The sequence below is a fragment of the Gilvimarinus chinensis DSM 19667 genome, from assembly GCF_000377745.1.
GTDB lineage: Bacteria > Pseudomonadota > Gammaproteobacteria > Pseudomonadales > Cellvibrionaceae > Gilvimarinus > Gilvimarinus chinensis.
The window spans coordinates 45,020-63,613 of the sequence record NZ_KB898713.1 but is presented as its reverse complement, the minus strand read 5'-3'; the positions used below and the strand labels follow the sequence as shown (position 1 = coordinate 63,613).

Below are 18,594 nucleotides of genomic sequence, written 5' to 3'. Positions count from 1 at the left end.
AAGCGCAGTTTTTTATTTCACAAGGAGCAGGTTATGAATTCCGCAATCGCCGTAAAACAAAAATGGCAGAGCCTGCGTTTTGGCAAAACCGAACTGCAAGCTCTGAGTAAAGCTGTCCTCATTCCTATTGCGGGGCTGTTGATATTTCTCGGCATTTGGCATCTCGGTGCGCAACAGGTGGATACGTCGCTGGGTCAGTTTCCGGGGCCTGCCGAGGTACACGAGCAGTGGAACAATTTACTCGCCGAGCATACCGCAGAAAATGATCGAGAAGCGGCATTTTACGAGCGTCAGCAGGCGCGCAACGAAAAGAAATTAGCCGCCAACCCTGACGCGGAAGTTCGCTGGCGTGAATTTAACCGCCGCCCCACTTTCTTTGACCAGATTACTACTAGCTTGGTCACGGTAATGACAGGCTTTTTACTCGCAACGGCCATTGCCATTCCCGTAGGGATTTGCATTGGCCTCAGCAATACGGTTTACCGTGCGCTGAATCCAATCATTCAAATTTTCAAACCCGTCTCGCCCCTGGCGTGGTTACCCTTGGTCACCATGGTGGTTAGCGCGGTGTACGTCAGCGACGATCCCATGCTAGCAAAAAGCTTTATTACCTCTGTGGTTACCGTCACCCTCTGCTGCCTGTGGCCGACGATGATTAACACCGCCGTTGGCGTGGCCAGCTTAAATCAGGATTTGCAAAACGTCAGTCGTGTGCTGCGCCTGGGTTGGTTTACTCACGTAAAAACCATTGTTTTGCCGTCGGCGATTCCCATGATGTTTACCGGTTTACGCCTTTCACTGGGTATCGCCTGGATGGTGTTAATTGCGGCGGAAATGCTGGCGCAAAATCCGGGGCTGGGAAAATTTGTATGGGATGAATTTCAAAACGGCTCCTCCAACTCGTTGGGCCGCATTTGTGTGGCGGTACTCATGATTGGTTTTATTGGCTTTTTACTGGATCGCGCCCTGCTCCTGCTGCAAAGCTGGGTTAACTGGGACAAAACCGCTGTGGTTCGCTAACCGCTATCAGGAGAATTTTATGCACAACATTCATTTAGAACTGTCTCAGGTCGGCATCAGCTTTCCCACCCCCAAGGGGCCATTTTGCGCCCTGCAGGATGTCAACCTAAAAATAAAGCAGGGTGAATTCGTCTCGCTGATTGGCCACTCAGGTTGTGGTAAATCCACTGTATTGAATATCGTCGCAGGGCTTTACCAAGCCACCACTGGCGGAGTGATTTTAAAAGGCCGCGAAGTCACCGAGCCTGGGCCTGAACGCGCCGTGGTGTTTCAAAACCATTCTCTGTTGCCTTGGCTCAGCGCGTACCAGAACATTGAGCTGGCCGTAAAGCGAGTTTTCGGTCGACAAAAAAGCCGCGCGGAAATGCGCGACTGGATTGAGCACAACCTGCAACTGGTGCAGATGGGCCACGCCATGCATAAAAAGCCGGATGAAATTTCAGGGGGCATGAAGCAGCGAGTGGGGATTGCCCGCGCGCTCGCCATGGAGCCACAGGTGCTGTTAATGGATGAGCCCTTCGGTGCACTGGATGCACTGACCCGCGCCCATTTGCAGGATTCACTCATGGACATTCAGGCCGACCTTGGCAACACAGTGATTATGATTACTCACGATGTCGACGAAGCCGTTTTACTGTCGGACCGGATTGTGATGATGAGCAACGGCCCCGCCGCCACCATTGGGGAAATTCTCGACGTTGACCTGCCGCGTCCGCGCGATCGACTGGCACTGGCCGATAATGTTGATTACAACCATTACCGCAGTGCGGTGTTGCGCTTTTTGTATGAAAAGCAAAAGAAAGTTGAGCCTATTGGCAGTAAGCGCGATGCACCCAGCACTCGCAAAGCCGACGCGCATCACGCTGCCTAGCCGCCGTCGCATAGCGATTTATTCCACAGTGCGGGCCACAGGGAGTTGTGGCACAATCAAAACACGAGAAGCGCTTGGGGCTTAATGGTCCCGGGCGCTTTTGTTTTGACCCGCTCACTCAACGTTTATTTATGCGCACCCTTATTGGTTTACTGTTCGGTCTTTCGCTGTGTGGACCGCTGGCCGCCGACCCCCTGAAGCTTGCAGTAGCCAGCAACTTTAAGCCCACCCTGGAAGCACTGCACCAACTCTGGCGGCAGAATCATGACAGCCAATGGGTTATTTCCAGCGGACCATCCGGCGCGCTTACCCAGCAAATACTCCACGGCGCCCCGTTCGATATTTTTCTCTCGGCCGATGAATCCTTTGCAGCAAAAGTCCATGCCGAGGGGCTTGGATCCAACCCGATGATTTACGCTCGCGGCCAACTTATGCTGGTTTGCAACCACGACGCGCCCAACGTATCCCAGGCACTTATGCAATCACAGCGCTTAGCATTGGCTAACATCCGCACCGCGCCCTATGGCATAGCGGCCAAACAGTGGTTGCGGAATTACGGCTCGAACTTGACCGCTCAGCGCTTGCAAGCGGGTTCGGTGGCGGGCGCGCTGCAGTATGTGGTGACCGGCAATACCGACTGCGCGCTGGTAGCCGCCAGCTTCGCGCCTTTAGCGCCCGAGCTACACTGGTACGAGCTTGAAAATACCATTACCCTTAACCAGGCCATGGTTTGCGTACAGCAAACACCGGCAACGACAGCGTTTGTGTCTTTTATTCGCTCACCCAAGGCGCAGCAGCTTATCCTTCAACACGGTTATATGAAGGCAGAATAAAACAGTGTTAACCGCCCTGTGGGTCACCTGCAAACTCGCCTTGCTTAGCAGCGTTATTTTACTGCTGTTGTGCACACCGCTGGCGTGGTGGCTGGCACAGGGTAAATCACGGCATTTACGCACCCTTACCGAAGCCGCTGTCGCTTTGCCACTTATCTTGCCACCGACGGTGTTGGGGTTTTATTTACTGATTATTCTCTCGCCTAGCGGTTTTATCGGTCAGTTTAGCCAGAGCGGACTCGCCTTTACCTTCACGGGCCTTGTGATTGGTTCGGTGCTGTACTCGTTACCCTTTGTGGTGCAACCGCTCAGTGCCAGCTTTGCGCAAATAGACCCGCGCTTGTTACAACTTGGTCGCAGTCAGGGGCTGGGCAATTGGCAACTGTTGCACCGAATTGTTCTGCCCATTAGCGCTCACGCGTTTGTCACCGCCGGGGTGCTGGGTTTTGCACACACCTTAGGTGAATTTGGCGTGGTGTTGATGATTGGCGGCAATATTCCGGGGGAAACCCAAGTACTGTCCATTTTGTTATTTGATGAGGTGGAAACCCTTAACTTTCAGGCGGCGCACCGTATCGCCGCTACGCTGCTGGTATCGTCCTTCCTACTGTTAGTGCTGCTGTACGGCTGGCAACGCCAGCGACGGAGTCGCCATGTGGCAGCTTAACCTCGCACCACACCAATTAAGCTGGGACGAGGGGCAATGGCTCGGCATCAGCGGCCCCTCGGGCTGTGGCAAAACCCAGTTACTTACCCAGCTGGCCACGGGGCATCAAGCTCACTTGCTCAGGTCTGAAGATAATCTAATCACACGCCCACCGAAACGCCGAGGCATTGGCTGGGCGGCCCAAGGTGGGCTGCTGTGGCCTGCTCAGCAGATCGAGCGCCAGTTACAGTCGCTGGCGGAGCTGCATCGGGTTGAGTGGCGACCTCTGGCGGACGCCTTAGGCGTGAGGGAGCTGTTAACGCGCGAGAGCCATGTGCTATCTGGAGGCGAGCGCCAACGGGTGGCGCTGCTGAGCGCAATGATCTGCGCCAAAGACTTACTGATACTGGACGAGCCGGTGTCTGCCCTGGACGAACACTCGGCGCTAGCCGTACTCCACATCGCTCGTCAGTGGGCCCGCGAGCGGCAACTGTCGGCATTATTGGTCAGCCACCGCCAGCGGGACTTTGAGGCCTGTTGTGACAAGGTTTATCACTGGCAGTCACGTCGTACTATGCCACTGGCGATGGCGCATTCAACCTATGTGACTGAACACCCGCATCTGGCTGCCGCCCTCTGGGAGTTAGACGCCGCGCCCAGTGACGGCAAAGTGCGCAGCGGCAGGCTCACGCTGGAAACAGGCCCACTGCCCCATCACACACGACGTATTCGCATTGATGCGCACGACGTCTCAGTGGCCCGGCAGCCCCCCGGCCCATCCAGCATTGCCAATACCCTTCAAGGTACCCTTGGTGAGATAACGACGGTATCCGACCATAGCTTGCTGCTCAGTATTTACTGCGACACTCAAACGTTATACTCGTTGGTGACGCCCAACGCCGTGCAAAGCCTTACGCTAACCACAGGAATAACTGTTTACGCTCAATTCAAGGCCCACGCCGTACAGCCGGCCTGAGCCTTGATGTAACACAGCGTAACGATGTTAATCGACGCCTAATGCATCATGATACTCTTTACGCGCTGGCCCCATTTTTTTCAGTAGTGCTTTAGCGCCAGCCATATCGCCTGCCGCCAGGGCTACGTCCACCTGCGCGCTTAACTCTTCTAGCTTCTGCATGCCTTCGTCAAACTTAGGCTGATCTTCGGCCGTCACCTTTTGCGCTTTAGCCGTCGCCAGGGCAGTTTTAAAATTCTGCCATTCATTAAGCATTGCCTCATCATTCTGACTTTCGCGCATGGCTTTGAACGAGCCGCCCATCTCTTCCATTGAATCGTGCAGCGGGTCGTGTTTTGAACAACCTGCCAACCCTACTACGAGCGCCGATGCCATTAACCAATACTTCATTTGTTGCCTCTTTTATGTATCAACCACAAGAAATTTCACACAGGTTCAAATCTGACGCGCATTCTAAACCTAGAAAACATTAAAAGTTACCGCCCCAAGGTAAAAGACAGATCTACTTCAATCAATATTGATCTGACATCACGGCCGCGACCAATTTCAACGTCAATAAATCAACACCCGCACACAGTAAACAGCACAAAATCATTGACCGTCAAAAATATTACAGCCAAATGGTATTAATTGATGAAAAATTGGTCATACGGCTGTGGCGCACTATTCTACAAATTGGTTTTAGTCTAAACTGACCAAAACTCTCACCACATCTACAGCCTCGACGCTACCAAGGGGTTCTCTGTGCTCTCACAGTTTTTCTTTACAGACCAAGACCCAAGTCTGGTATTGAGCGGAGTCTATGACTTTAAGCTCGTGGCTCTATCCATTTGCATAGCCATATTCGCGGGCTACTTCACGGTTTATCTCCTGGATTTAGCCAAGCAGACCCCTCTGCGCTCTTATCGACAGTTAGCCAAAATAACCTCGGCTCTTATTATGTCGGGCGGTATTTGGAGTATGCATTTTATTGGGATGGTCGCCTTTTCACTGTGCGCTGAAATCAGCTACGACCCTATCATTACTTTCTTATCATTTATTCCCGCATTTTTAGCCTGCTTTTACGCCATATTTCTCCTCTCCCGCAGCCCCTCGTTTATGAACGTGTGCACTGCATCCGTATTGCTTGGCGCCGGCATAGGCACCATGCATTACAGCGGCATGGCAGCAATGGAGCTAGCGCCATTATTGAGGTACGACCCACTGCTGTTTGCTCTCTCCGTTCTGGTAGCCGTAGCGCTGTCATTTATTGGCCTTTTCGCCCGGTTTTATTTAGCCAACTACATTCCCTCTCTTAGCTTGCAACAATGCCGAATAATTTGTGCTGTAATTCTCGGCTTTGCGGTTTCTGGCATGCATTATATGGGTATGGTGGCCACCCGATTTATAGGCAGCAGTCCAGAACAGGCCCTTAAACCGGTAGTAAGCTCTGACCTTTCCTTCATCGCCCTGAGTGTTGCTTTTACGACGGTATCTTTAACGTTATTCGCTGCCATTATTAATGGATTTGTTCGTTTTCGCCTGATGCTGAATGAAAAGTCCGCTAGCGAATCCAGACTTAGGGCGATTCTATCCACAGTCGTTGATGGAATTATCACCTTAGATGATAAAGGCCAGATATTGAGCGCCAATGAAGCCGCTGTAAATATTTTCGGGTTTACCGCAGAAAAACTGCTGGGCAATAACCTGACACTCTTGGTGGAGACAACAACCCCCTCCGAGATAACGATTAAACATGACCAATGCATAGATTTCTCCACGCTAACCAGTCGCAGTATCGAATCACTGGCACGCCACAAAAAAGGGCACACCTTTCCAATACGATTAGGAATAGGGGAAATCAAACAAAAAGACCAAACCACCCTTTACGTTGCCTCAATCACTGACCTGAGCACTCAAAAAGCCTTACAAGAAAGCCTGCTTGAAAAAGAGCAACAGTACCGCTCCTTGGTCAACAACTTACCGGGTGTGGCGTTCCGTTGTGAAATTAACGATCATTGGCCAATGATTTTTGCCAGCCCCAGCATTCAGGATCTGACGGGATACCCACTGGACGATTTTTTACAGCGCAAAGTAAATATAGGCGAGCTTATTGCCCCAACCGATCTGAGTATCATTGAAGCCCAATTAGCCAAAGCCCTGTCAGAAGGAACGTCTTATTCGACCGAATACCGCCTACAGCATCGCAACGGTCAAACAGTGTGGGTACTCGACCAAGGCAGTTTTCGTTTTGATGAAACAGGTAACGCAACGTGGATAGATGGAATTCTTACCGACATTACCGAACGACACCATTATGAAGAAAAGCTTAAGCAAGCCAAGCTAGCAGCAGAGCAGGCGGCCCAATCAAAACAAGCTTTTTTGGCCAACATGAGCCATGAAATTCGCACCCCAATGAATGCTATTTTAGGCTTTAGCGACATATTACTGGACGAGCCTCTAGCAGCTGAACAGCGAAAACATTTAGCCACCATCAACAGCTCAGCCCGCTCACTGATGCATCTTCTTAACGATATTCTCGACTCCGCCAAACTGGAAAAAGGGAAACTGAGAATAAATCACGAACCTTTTTCATTGCACGCCTTACTGGATGAAATAATTTCAACGTTTTGGCTTATCGCCAAACAAAAAGGCATAGAACTAAATTTAGTTCTCAACGATGACTTGCACTCACAATACCTGGGAGATGCCAGCCGTATTCGTCAAGTCCTGAATAATTTAATAGGTAACGCGGTAAAGTTTACTGACACAGGGGAAGTTAGCGTCACCATTACACGCTCATCTCATAAATCGGTATTGTTTGAGGTTAAAGACACGGGGATTGGTATTGCCCCTGAGCATCTAAGTCAAATATTTCAGCCCTTTGAACAAGCAGATGATACGACAACCCGCCGTTTTGGTGGAACTGGTTTAGGCACCACTATCAGTAAGCAATTAGTAGAGTTAATGGGCGGTGAAATCAGTGTCAGCAGTCATCTTGGGCAAGGTAGCTTGTTCAGCTTCTCTTTACCCCTAGAAGAAACTGACGCACTCATAAATTCCGAGCCACAGCTCACCTCAACCCAGCTACCAAAGCTGACATTATTAATAGTAGACGACATCGAACAAAACCTTGAGCTTTTATCGCTACTGCTTTCCAGAAACGGGCATAAAGTGATCAAAGCGACTAACGGCATAGAAGCCATCGACCGCTACAAGCAACATTCCGTGGACGCCATCTTAATGGATATTCACATGCCTGTATGTGACGGCATTGCCGCCAGTCAGAAAATACGGGCTTTCGAATCGGAAAATAAACGCGCAGCCACCCCAATTATTGCTCTAACTGCGAGCGTATTACACCAAGACAGAAAAGCTGCCGAAGATGCCGGAATGAACGGTTTTGCCAATAAGCCACTTAACCCTACGCAGTTATACAGTGAATTAGCCCGTGTTTTAGAATTATCCAGCCACCCTCATCCGGCCCCTCATCTAAGCACCCACTTTGAACATATTGATTTTGCTCATGGAGAGCTGCTGTGGGGCAGCAGAGAAAGACAGACAAAAGAAATCAAGAACTTTTTACAAACCAAGACCACTGCTCTGGGTATGCTTACCAACAACTCGGCCTCCAAAGAAAACTACCATCACCACATTCACACTCTGAAAGGCCTGGCAGGCAATCTTGGCTTAATGAGGCTTGCCCAAATACTGGCTGAAATGGAATCTGCACCCGATCTAAACATAGACGATTTTGCCACACCCATTATGGACGAACTGGAAATCATTCAAGAACAACTAAGCCATGATCCAGAAGTTTTGCAAGAATTCTCTGCAGAAAACTCTATACCTACCGAAGAAAAAGCTGCAGTACTGAAAAAATTAAAAGCCAGTGCAGATAATGCAGAAATTGATGAATCGTCTCTCAGCAGTTTGAGCCAAATACAGTTTGCTACTACTGAGCTGCAAGAGCTGGTAACTACTATTAGAGATTCACTCGATGAATTTGACTTCGAACAAGCGATTACTGCAATAGACAAGCTCCTCTCTCGCTTACATTAAATTCAACCGAATTCAGACTATGAAAAACTCAACCGATAAACCTCGAGTTCTTATTGTTGACGACGAGCCGGTAAACCTGAAAGTTATGCAGGGCGTACTTGCTGATCATTACCGGCTTATCTTTGCAAAATCCGGTCAAGTGGCTCTGGAATTAGTTGCCAAGGAACCACCTAAACTCATTTTATTAGACGTAATGATGCCAGGAATGAGCGGCATTGAAGTTTGTCAGGAGCTGAAAAAAAATCCTGCCACGCGCTCCATCCCCGTTATTTTTGTGACCGCGATGAGTGACCACAATGATGAATACAATGGTTTTGAGGTGGGCGCCGTTGATTACATCACCAAACCAATTATTCCGTCACTGGTTCGCGCCAGAGTCCGGAACCATCTATCTCTTGTGCAAGCAGAACAACTCAAGCAAGCCCACATTGATCTAGTGCAACGACTTGGCAATGCGGCTGAGTATAAAGACGAAGACACTGGTGAACACATTCTCCGCATGAGCCATTACAGTAAGTTATTAGCTCTTGAGGCTGGCATAAGCGAAGAGCATGCGGAGTTAATTCGTCAGGCAGCCCCCATGCATGATATTGGTAAAATAGGCATTCCCGATGCAATTTTACTCAAGCCCGAACGACTTTCGGAAGACGAGTTTCAACTAATGAAAACTCATGCACAAATCGGGGCACATATATTACAAGGCTCTTCATCCCCTCTTATACAGCTCGCCCACACCCTGGCTTTAGAACATCATGAGAAGTGGGACGGTTCAGGTTACCCTCAAGGGCTAAAGGGCGAGGAAATTTCTCTAGAAGCTAGAATTGTCTCAATTGCAGACGTGTTTGATGCCCTAACATCCAAGCGCCCTTACAAGCAGGCTTGGCCAATAGACGATGCTTTCAAGTTGATTGAAGACCAGGCAGGGCTGCATTTTGACCCTGAACTGGTTAAACTTTTCTTACAGCTGAAGAACGAAATTCTGGCCATTAAGAAACAATACAGCAAATAGTTCTGCAGCAAACGGATACCAGAACATCACCACTGCATCGATTGCCTAACAGCCGTAATCGTTATTGCCACGTGCCTTCCCCCTTACCCACTGAAAACACGTTGGATATGGCTCCCGCTTGAAAGTGACCAAGCAGCATTTCATTAAAATCAAAAAAATACATCGCGGTATAGCTTGGGGTAGCGGTGAAAGTGAATTCACAGGTACGACAATAGAGGTCATCTATAGAGCAGCCATCGGCCAGAAAGACATCACCCACCAGGCTACCGCCCTGAGGTAAGCCTTGCTCCCACACCCGTCCCGAAAATGTCCTGCCGCCGTCCACACAGCACTTGGCTTTAACGTAATAAATTAAGCTGCTTAGAGAGCCCTCAGCATCGTAGGGTGTAGCAGTACGCAATCGGCTTTCCGTTGTATTCTCCAGTGTCTGTACGGTTCTTCTCATTGAAGACTCGTCCAACATCCCTGCAAAGTATTTTTGGAAGTCTATTGCTAATTGTTTTGCGTTTTTCTGCAGCAGAGCCATGTCGCCCCCTAATATCCCACTGTGGGATGAATCCATAACAGAGCCACAGCATAACGCCATCATCTTGGGGATTACGATTACAGAGGATTACAGCCACAAAAAACCGGGGACACGCCCCGGTTTTTTGTTCTGCTTTAATACACGACTTTAATCCTGCCACAAACGCTGTAACAAACTCCACTTCTCTTGATCAAAACCGTCCCAAGTACCCCAGCCAGATTCATTGGATACCGGATCATACGCGTGGATATACAAACCTCCGGTGTCCCCTGATTCTGGGTTGGTAGACCAGTAGCAAGCCTGAATATCCTTGTCAATCATGTAATCAACAAATGTATTTTGCCACTGCTCGTCCACATTGGTCTGGATATGACTCCAGCGATTCTGATCGCGTATCGGCGCGCCGTTGGGCCAGTCGAAAAACCCGCCAAACTCACCGATGACCATGGCGTAACCTTGCTCACGCAGATAGCCAAAGTGCTCGTCCCATCCGGGTGTGATGCGGGCAGGATCAATTACGATATTACAACCTGCATCACCCGCTTCATCACCTTCTAAGCCAGCACACTCGGGTTCCGCCGGGTCCATAAACTGCGGCTGCACGTAAACGGAAGGACCATAGGTGTGTGGCGAAAGAATTAAACGTTCTTTGGGTATATCAAGTGGATCAAACTGCAACGGATAGAAGTTCTCGCCCCAGTTCGGGTTGGTATCCTCACTGCCGTGGGCAACCTCGGTACCATCGCTTGTACCGGCAGAAATACCTTCCACCATCACCAGAATATCCTGGTTCACTTCATTAATGGCGGTGTAAGCATTTTCAGCCAATGTACTCCACTCGTCCCAAGTGTAATCCCAGGGTTCGTTGAAAATATCGATGGCCATAATGTTGTCCACACCCAGCTCAGCCGAGAAGCCGGCAATGGTCTGTAGATCGTCTAACCATTTCTGCTCGTTATACTCGTGAACCGTAACATTCGGGTCATCCACGACACCGCACGAGTAATCCTCACGGGTATAATCATAAAATTCACGATCACGATCGGCATAAGGTGGTGTGGCATCCAGACGACCAGCGCGCCAGCCTACGTAGTTTGAGCAGGAGTGGATATCAATAATAACCTGTATATCATTTTGGTCAGCCTGAACGATGAAATCTTCAAGCGCTTGTCGAGCATTGTCCTGCTGAACGGATGGAGCATTTTTAAGCACCCCGCCCTGGCGAACATCTCCGCGGCCTTGCGGATCGTTTGGATCTAAGGTTTGCGGGGCAATCGGCAAGCGAATAGTGTTTATACCCTGAGCTTTAATTTCATCCATTGTCTGCTGAATATCGCGCCCACTATCAACCCACCACATATTGCCGAGGTACAGCTCCATTGGCGCGCCGCCAGCGTTGTTTTCTGCATCTGATGGTTCGTGCTGACCTTCTAACCCAAACCACGAGGCACACTTAACAGGAAACACATTGCCATTTTTAGTGATGTTGCCCGTCTCATCAACACGGAAAGTGCCATCACCAGTCGGCTCGCTCGATGAACTGGAAGACGAGCTGCTGGAAGAGCTGGAAGAGCTGGAAGAGCTGCTTGAGGATGAACTTGATGACGAGCTTGAAGAACTTGAAGAGCTGCTTGATGATGAGCCACCGTCTCCACACACATCACCATTTACCACAGGAACCTCTGCCGAAGAACCGTTTGTATTACCTTGAAAACCAAAGCTTACGGTTTGTCCCGGCTGAATAGTTTGATTCCAGCTCAGGTTAGAAGCGCTGTAGGGGTTGGAACCGCTAAAATTTGCATTCCAAGCGTTGGTTACCGTGTTATTGGCATACTGCCAGTTAACATTCCAACCATTAATGGGCTCATTACCGGTGTTCGTAATATTGATTTTGCCAACAAAACCAGAACCCCAGTCATTATCAACGGTATAACTACAGCTGGCACTTTGGGCAGAAACACCTTGAGATATTGCAGCGATAGCAAACCCAAGCAAGGCACCTGAGCTTATACGTCTCTTCGTTTTGTACATTTCACAACTCTCCATAGCGTTGCGTCACAGAAATTTAAAACGTCATAAGACCAAAAAATTATTCGATACATTTTGCAACGGCCTTATCGCAATGTGACGACATGAAAGAAAATTTATTAAATTTATATAAACCGCCAAAGATGAACATGACTTCATCCCGAAGCGAGAAGGCAGTATAGCTAAGAGATTCCAACCAAAAACAAATTAAAGCGCCCACCTATGAGATGAAAATCACAGAAAAAATTTAAATATTTCTCATAAATCATCATTAAAAATTTTTGCGACAAAGGTTATCGATAACAAAAAATAAAAAACTTTAAATTAAAAAATGACTAAGATAACAAAGTGAAATAACCGAGTATTTTTCATAAAACGATATAAACCTCCTGTTACGTTTTCGGTATCGATAACACATTTCATAATGGAATATTAAAATTTTAACAAGCAACAAATAAGCAGGACTTATAACGAAAAAAGCCAAGGAATTTTGGAAAAAACCTTGGCTAAGGAGGAGAAAATTTACAAAGCCATGAACCGGTATAAACCTTCACAGTATTCATAGCTAAGAACGTTAATTCAGTTTATCGGCTAATGGATATGGTGTTGGCGCGCTGCCAACCTCTTTGCTGCATGCACTGATCCACCGCTGCCGAGTTGGGATGATTGTGCAGCCGTGAGCATTCAAGAACATCCTCATCGTAGCCCACGTCCTCTCCCTTTTGGATAGACTCAGGGTTATAGAAAAATCCTGAACAACCGCTGAGCCACAAAACGCAAAAAATCAGGAAACAATGTTTACCCATACAAAACATCATTCGATTCATTTATCCCCCACGTAAAACGGGAAGTTGGCATTCCCCACTTTTCCCTGTCCATCGAAAATGTAAGCAAAAACCCTATATTCACCCGTTGTCTCAGGTGCGCTGAACACTAGCTTTCCCGGTGATTGGTTTATTACGTTCAAAGTCACAACTTCGGGTTTGGCCTCAAAAGCGCCTCCCTGACTCCGTTCGGCGACTTCGTGCAACAGTTGCCACTCATAACGGAGCGAATCACCATCCGGATCCGTAACATCGACTTCGACTGTGAGCGTCTGGCCAGGCTGTGTATAAACGCTACTTTGCGCTTGCTGACCATTGAGCAAAATGCGGCTGGCCAAAGGAGCGCGGTTTTGCGGATACTCACCACTCCAGTAGCGAGCGAGCTCATCGACCCGTGCATTGGGCTTACCATCTGGATTAAACATACCGTACCAAGTGGGCGTACGCTCTTGCTTCTGCCCCCACAAAAAGGCGTATGAGCCGATAACCTGCCCGGTGGGGTTGCCGTCAAACGCGCTGTGCATACGTTCAGAAAAGGTTTTTGCCTTTACCCCGCTAGGCTCTTCAATTTCCCGCCCCCACAGGGTGGCGGGCTGCTCCCAATGACCAATGGCGCCATACTCGGTTACCATAAAAGGCTTATCGACGCCCACGTGTTCGATAATGGCTGGCAGATTGGCAACATCGGCGTACAGTTGCACAGAAATAAAATCGACCGACGGCGTATATTTAAGCGCCGTGTGAATCTGCTCTTTAGACGCCCCGGCGAATGAATAGGTAACCGGGTGACTGGGATCTTCCTTATGGATGTATTCAATCATTTCGTTGATGGCAACATACACCTTGGGATTTACCTCTTTTAGCGAGCCATCGTCGTTAAAAAGCAGGTTGGGCTCGTTTGCCACGACCCAGGCGAGCAAGTTGGGATGATCTTTGTATTTTTGTACCGTAGTTTTCAGGCGTGCCAACTGCTCTGCTACAGCCAGTTCATTGTCGTAATCAAAGCCGTGCAGCTCTTTTTTCGTATCAAAACCCAGCGCCACCATAATGCCCAGTTCGGCAGCGCGCTCCAAAAGCGCATCCGCGTTGTCGGCACTCCAGGTTCGTACACTGTTGCCACCTATCTCTTTAAGCAGCGGTAGAGTGTCAAGATTACTGCCACCAAAACCTACCCCTTTGACGTTAAAGGGTTCGCCATCAAGTAGCAGTTGATAAGCACCGTCTTTTTTTACGATGCCCACATGGGCAGGCTCTGCTTGTACCGTAGTGCTGATGGCTGTGAGGGAGGACGCAGATAGCGCATATATTAGCGCCGCTGTTACAGGCTTAAACTTCATAGGGGTAACCTCTTTTATTTTGAGGTTATGAAATCATGGTTTATAAGGCTGAATCAGCCCACATCCGGCAAAAAATAAAAGTGGGACGCCCAAAGAAAAGTGACACGTTAACCGTCATAAGTGATTTATGGCAGGACAGAAAAAAGCCCCACAAGCGTCGCTTGCAGGGCTTTTGTGTGCCGCAATAGGTAAATCGTAGTCGACTTACTTCTTGGCGCGCTTGCGTTCGTTTTCCGTCAGCAGCTTTTTGCGCAAACGAATGGACTCAGGGGTCACCTCTACCAGCTCATCGTCCTCGATAAACTCAAGCGCCTGCTCCAGGGTGTGCTGGATGGGTGGCGTCAGGGTCAGAGCTTCGTCGGTACCGGCGGCGCGCACGTTGGTTAACTGCTTGGCTTTGGTGGGGTTAACGGCCAGATCGTTATCACGGGAGTGAATACCGATAATCTGCCCCTCATAAATATCCACACCGTGGCCCAAAAACAAACGACCGCGATCTTGCAGGTTGTACAGAGCGTAGGCCAGTGTTTTTCCTTTCACCATGGACACCAACACGCCGTTGTGACGGCTGATAACTTCACCGGTTTTAACCGGGCCATAATGGTCAAAAATACTGGTCATGATGCCCGAACCCGAGGTCATGGTCATAAACTGGCCACGGAAGCCGATCAAGCCACGCGATGGAATTAAAAATTCCAATTTAATACGACCTTTACCATCTGGCTCCATATTGGTCATTTCACCGCGACGCAGGCCCAGCTCTTCCATAATGGAGCCCTGGTGCTGCTCTTCAACGTCAATCACTACCTGCTCGTAAGGCTCGTGGATTTCACCATCCACTTCGCGCTGAATTACCTCGGGGCGAGACACACCCAGCTCGAATCCTTCGCGACGCATATTTTCAATCAACACCGACAGGTGCAGCTCACCGCGGCCAGAGACAATGAATTTGTCCGGGCTGTCGCCCTGCTGAACCCGCAGTGCCACATTGTGAATCAGCTCTTGGTCCAGGCGATCTTTAATATTGCGGCTGGTGACGAACTTGCCTTCTTTACCGGCAAACGGCGAATCGTTTACCTGGAAGGTCATGCTCACGGTCGGCTCATCGACCGTCAGAGCGGGTAACTGCTCGATGGTATCCGGGGCACACAAGGTGTCGGAAATACCCAAACCATCAATACCGGTAATGCACACAATATCGCCCGCCGTGGCGCGATCGGTATCCACACGCTCCAGACCGTGATAGCCCATCACCTGCAGAACTTTCGCTTTTTTGGTGCCGCCTTCACGCTTGGCCACTACCACTTGCTGGTTGGGCGCCAGGCTGCCGCGCTTAATGCGGCCAATACCGATAACACCCACGTAGCTGTTGTAGTCCAGCGCCGAAACCTGCATTTGGAAAGCACCGTCGATATCAACATTCGGCGGCTGCACGTGCTCGGTAATCATTTCGAACAAGGGGGTCATGTCATCGGCCAGGGCATCTGGCTCGGGGCCGGCCACGCCGTTCAACGCCGAGGCGTAAATGATCGGGAAGTCCAGCTGTTCATCGGTCGCGCCCAGGCGATCAAACAAATCAAACACCTGATCCACCACCCAGTCTGGGCGCGCACCGGGACGGTCAACTTTGTTGATGACCACGATGGGGTTCAAACCTTTCTCAAAGGCTTTACTGGTCACAAAGCGGGTTTGCGGCATAGGGCCGTCAACCGCATCCACCAGCAACAATACCGAATCCACCATCGACAGTACGCGCTCTACCTCACCGCCAAAGTCGGCGTGCCCAGGGGTGTCCACGATGTTAATGCGGTAATCGTTCCAACGGATGGCGGTATTTTTCGCCAAAATGGTAATGCCGCGCTCTTTTTCCTGATCGTTCGAATCCATGATGCGCTCGGCGCCTTCGTCGCGACGATCCAGCGTGCCGGATTGGGACAGCAGCTTGTCCACCAGGGTCGTTTTGCCGTGGTCAACGTGGGCGATAATAGCGATATTGCGCAGCTTGGCGATGTCGGGTTGGGTGGTCACAATGTTGCTCTCAGAGGTAATGAATGGCAGCGGCCTACAGGCCTGCTGAAAAGGCGCGCATTATAGCGACCGAAAGCGACAACAGGAATCAAAAAGAACAGTTTTTAGGCACTTTTTGCCAAATTAACCGTAAAAGCCCCTATAAACCGAAATAGTTGGTCGGCTCTTCACCATCCGCACCCACTTCACCTTCGCTGTCGCCGGCGAATTGGAAACGCTCAATTTTGCCGGTTTGAGCGAAGACGTAGCAACTGATAAAAATTTCGCGCGCCTCCCCTTCCCGGTCAGAATCGGCGTAAATCAGAGCCTCAAGAAAAATTTTGTAGAGGTCTTCGGCGTGATCCTGGCGACTGCTAAAAGAGTCTACATGCAACACGCGAATGCGGCCATCAAACGATGTTTCAGCTTTGTGCTCACACTCTAACTGCGCATCGGTCATGGTGGCATGACGGTAACGGTCGTCCTGCTCGCCGCTGGTCGCACGCAGGGCAAACTCACCCACAGATACATCCATCACCTGTAGGGTAGCCAGTACGGTCAGCGCCACAATGCCTGCAGCAATCGCCACAAAAGCAAGCACTTGGCTCAAGGGTGTCTTTCTGGGCATAGCGTCATTGGCTCACATTCAAGATTTCATTCGCATCGAAACAACCGCGAGCCGCCTGAATCTAGCTGGGGCGATACACGCCGACATTCTTATGCCCGTCGTCTGCCAAATGAGAGGCGTGCAACTGACTCATAATGCCCTTTTCACAGTACAAGTAATACTGCTTGTCACCCTGCAACTGCGCCAGAGCGTTGTTCAAGGTATAGAACGGGATTTTTAATACTTCGGCATCAACCTGCAAAGGCTTTAACGCTTCTTCATCCGGATGACGAATATCGATAACCAGCGCACCTTCTGGCAGCTCGCTCAGCACCTCAACCTCGGCGCCACCCTCAACCGATTCGGCAAGGTCGCGCACGTCCGCGACCACGCGCGACGCTATTGCCTGCTCCAGCACGTCGAAATCAAACTTCTCCTCCACCGCCTGAACTTTGTCCATACGCGCACGGGTCGTTGGCTTGACGGAAATAACCCCACAATACTCGGGCATACTGGCGGCAAACGTTTCGGTGCCAATATGACGTGAAATATCGATAATCTCACCCTTATCCATGGTGATCAGGGGGCGCAGCACTAAGGTATCGGTAACCCGATCAATCACGCTCAGGTTTGGCAATGTCTGGCTCGACACCTGGGCCACACTTTCACCCGTAACCAGAGCGGACCACTTAAACTCTTCAGCCACGCGACTGGCGGCACGCATCATCATGCGCTTGAGCACCACCCCCATGTAGGAGTTATCGACGTGCTGCAAAATCTCGCTGACCACCCCTTCAAACGGCACAGTCACAAATTTCACCGGGTGAGACGCACCATATTTGTGCCACAAATAATAAGAAACTTCTTTCACCCCTAACTCGTGCTGACGCCCACCCAGATTAAAAAAGCAAAAATGGGTGCGAATGCCGCGCTTCATCGTCAGGTAAGTAGAGACAGTGGAGTCAAAGCCACCGGAAATCAGAGAAAGCACCGACTCCTGAGACCCCAGCGGGTAACCACCCAGGCCCTGCTGCTGGCTAGACACCACAAACAGCCGGTCATCTTTAATTTCCAGGCGCACGGTAATGTCGGGCTTGCGCAGCTCTACGCCGGCATTATCGGTATGCTGGGCCAAACCGCCCCCCACATAGCGCTCGACCTCGTGAGAGGTAAAACCGTGAGAGCCGCTGCGCTTAGCGCGCACACAAAACGTTTTGCCCGCCAAGCGCCCCTGCCAGCAGCTTAGGGTGGACTCAAAAACACTGTGCAAATCCCCCATCGGGAATTCCAGCACCCTTAGAAAGCTGCCAATTCCCGGGGTATGGGCCAAAATTTCCGCTACGCGCGCTTCGCGCAGCGACGCCTCTTCAGCGGAGAGCGCAGCGTCGTCCGCCGTCACCTCGATTTTTTCCCAATCGCGGTCAACCCGAATACCGGGCCCCACCGGTGCAATCAACGCACGCAGGTTATCGCGCAATTGCTTAATAAAGCGCTTGCGCACTGGTGGTGATTTGATAATTATTTCCGGGAAAACCTTGACGATGAAATGCATGAGAGCCTACTGTAAGCGCGCGGTAAAAGCGCGACATTATAATGCATGGCTGGCGGCGAAACAAAAGCTCCCAAACCGACAAATGCACCATAATGGGACACTCTTTTGTGCATTCGCACCATTTTGAATCACACCGACCTGGTGAGATATTAAACAATGGATGGCAGGCCTTGTGATTTCGCCTGCCAAGCAAAATTGATTTACTGGCACAGTTCTTGCCCTTACCCCGGGACACTTTAGTCGCCCGGCTCACTGAGCGCAGTAGGGTGCAAAACCTGGCCTGCTTTAGGCAAGCCAGGAGCAACATGTTTAACGTC

General features: G+C 50.1%; 15 protein-coding genes. 7 read left to right on the top strand and 8 right to left on the bottom strand.

Annotated features, from left to right (window positions below; all coding sequences use genetic code 11):
* Window positions 1-33: 33 nt before the first annotated feature.
* The 5 genes from D568_RS0116805 to D568_RS0116785 are packed head-to-tail and all read left to right on the top strand — an operon-like array spanning window position 34 to window position 4,346.
* Window positions 34-1,020 carry an ABC transporter permease gene (locus tag D568_RS0116805; protein WP_020210776.1) on the top strand — a complete coding sequence of 329 codons (987 nt, stop codon included), beginning with the start codon at window positions 34-36 and terminating at the stop codon, window positions 1,018-1,020.
* A 19-nt stretch (window positions 1,021-1,039) separates the two neighbouring features.
* The gene (locus tag D568_RS0116800) at window positions 1,040-1,891 is read left to right on the top strand and encodes an ABC transporter ATP-binding protein (protein WP_020210775.1); all 852 of its coding nucleotides are present in this window, start codon (window positions 1,040-1,042) and stop codon (window positions 1,889-1,891) included.
* 47 nt (window positions 1,892-1,938) lie between these two features.
* Window positions 1,939-2,724, top strand: a complete 786-nt coding sequence (modA, locus tag D568_RS20555; RefSeq protein WP_020210774.1) for a molybdate ABC transporter substrate-binding protein — start codon at window positions 1,939-1,941, stop codon at window positions 2,722-2,724.
* A 4-nt stretch (window positions 2,725-2,728) separates the two neighbouring features.
* The gene (modB, locus tag D568_RS0116790) at window positions 2,729-3,391 is read left to right on the top strand and encodes a molybdate ABC transporter permease subunit (protein ID WP_020210773.1); all 663 of its coding nucleotides are present in this window, start codon (window positions 2,729-2,731) and stop codon (window positions 3,389-3,391) included.
* Window positions 3,378-4,346 carry an ATP-binding cassette domain-containing protein gene (locus tag D568_RS0116785; protein WP_020210772.1) on the top strand — a complete coding sequence of 323 codons (969 nt, stop codon included), beginning with the start codon at window positions 3,378-3,380 and terminating at the stop codon, window positions 4,344-4,346. The genes modB and D568_RS0116785 overlap by 14 nt, the downstream gene beginning before the upstream one ends.
* Before the next feature lie 27 nt (window positions 4,347-4,373).
* On the opposite strand, the gene D568_RS0116780 is transcribed toward D568_RS0116785, so the two are convergent.
* Window positions 4,374-4,736 carry a cytochrome b562 gene (locus D568_RS0116780; RefSeq protein WP_020210771.1) on the bottom strand — a complete coding sequence of 121 codons (363 nt, stop codon included), beginning with the start codon at window positions 4,734-4,736 and terminating at the stop codon, window positions 4,374-4,376.
* 549 nt (window positions 4,737-5,285) lie between these two features.
* Between D568_RS0116780 and D568_RS0116775 the strand changes: the two genes are divergently transcribed.
* Window positions 5,286-8,387 carry an MHYT domain-containing protein gene (locus D568_RS0116775; protein ID WP_211211717.1) on the top strand — a complete coding sequence of 1,034 codons (3,102 nt, stop codon included), beginning with the start codon at window positions 5,286-5,288 and terminating at the stop codon, window positions 8,385-8,387.
* A gap of 19 nt (window positions 8,388-8,406) precedes the next feature.
* A complete protein-coding gene (locus D568_RS0116770; RefSeq protein ID WP_020210769.1) occupies window positions 8,407-9,396 on the top strand; it encodes a response regulator in 990 nt (329 codons plus the stop codon).
* 61 nt (window positions 9,397-9,457) lie between these two features.
* On the opposite strand, the gene D568_RS0116765 is transcribed toward D568_RS0116770, so the two are convergent.
* From D568_RS0116765 to thiI, 7 genes are all read right to left on the bottom strand, one after another.
* Complete coding sequence (locus D568_RS0116765) at window positions 9,458-9,922, bottom strand: VapA/VapB family virulence-associated protein (RefSeq protein WP_020210768.1); 465 nt, start codon at window positions 9,920-9,922, stop codon at window positions 9,458-9,460.
* A 147-nt stretch (window positions 9,923-10,069) separates the two neighbouring features.
* Window positions 10,070-11,953 (bottom strand): cellulase family glycosylhydrolase, encoded by a 1,884-nt coding sequence (locus D568_RS0116760; RefSeq protein WP_020210767.1) that lies wholly within the window; start codon window positions 11,951-11,953, stop codon window positions 10,070-10,072.
* Window positions 11,954-12,534: 581 nt separating this feature from the next.
* Entirely contained in the window at window positions 12,535-12,660 is a 126-nt protein-coding gene (locus D568_RS22185) for a hypothetical protein (protein ID WP_281168649.1), read from the bottom strand.
* A 113-nt stretch (window positions 12,661-12,773) separates the two neighbouring features.
* A complete protein-coding gene (locus tag D568_RS0116755; RefSeq protein WP_020210766.1) occupies window positions 12,774-14,111 on the bottom strand; it encodes a glycoside hydrolase family 2 TIM barrel-domain containing protein in 1,338 nt (445 codons plus the stop codon).
* Window positions 14,112-14,315: 204 nt separating this feature from the next.
* Window positions 14,316-16,139, bottom strand: a complete 1,824-nt coding sequence (gene typA / locus D568_RS0116750; protein WP_020210765.1) for a translational GTPase TypA — start codon at window positions 16,137-16,139, stop codon at window positions 14,316-14,318.
* Between the two features lie 139 nt (window positions 16,140-16,278).
* Window positions 16,279-16,746, bottom strand: coding sequence for a hypothetical protein (locus D568_RS0116740; protein WP_040517071.1), 468 nt, complete (start codon window positions 16,744-16,746; stop codon window positions 16,279-16,281).
* Window positions 16,747-16,807: 61 nt separating this feature from the next.
* Window positions 16,808-18,277, bottom strand: coding sequence for a tRNA uracil 4-sulfurtransferase ThiI (thiI, locus tag D568_RS0116735; RefSeq protein ID WP_026287110.1), 1,470 nt, complete (start codon window positions 18,275-18,277; stop codon window positions 16,808-16,810).
* Between the last annotated feature and the right edge of the window lie 317 nt (window positions 18,278-18,594).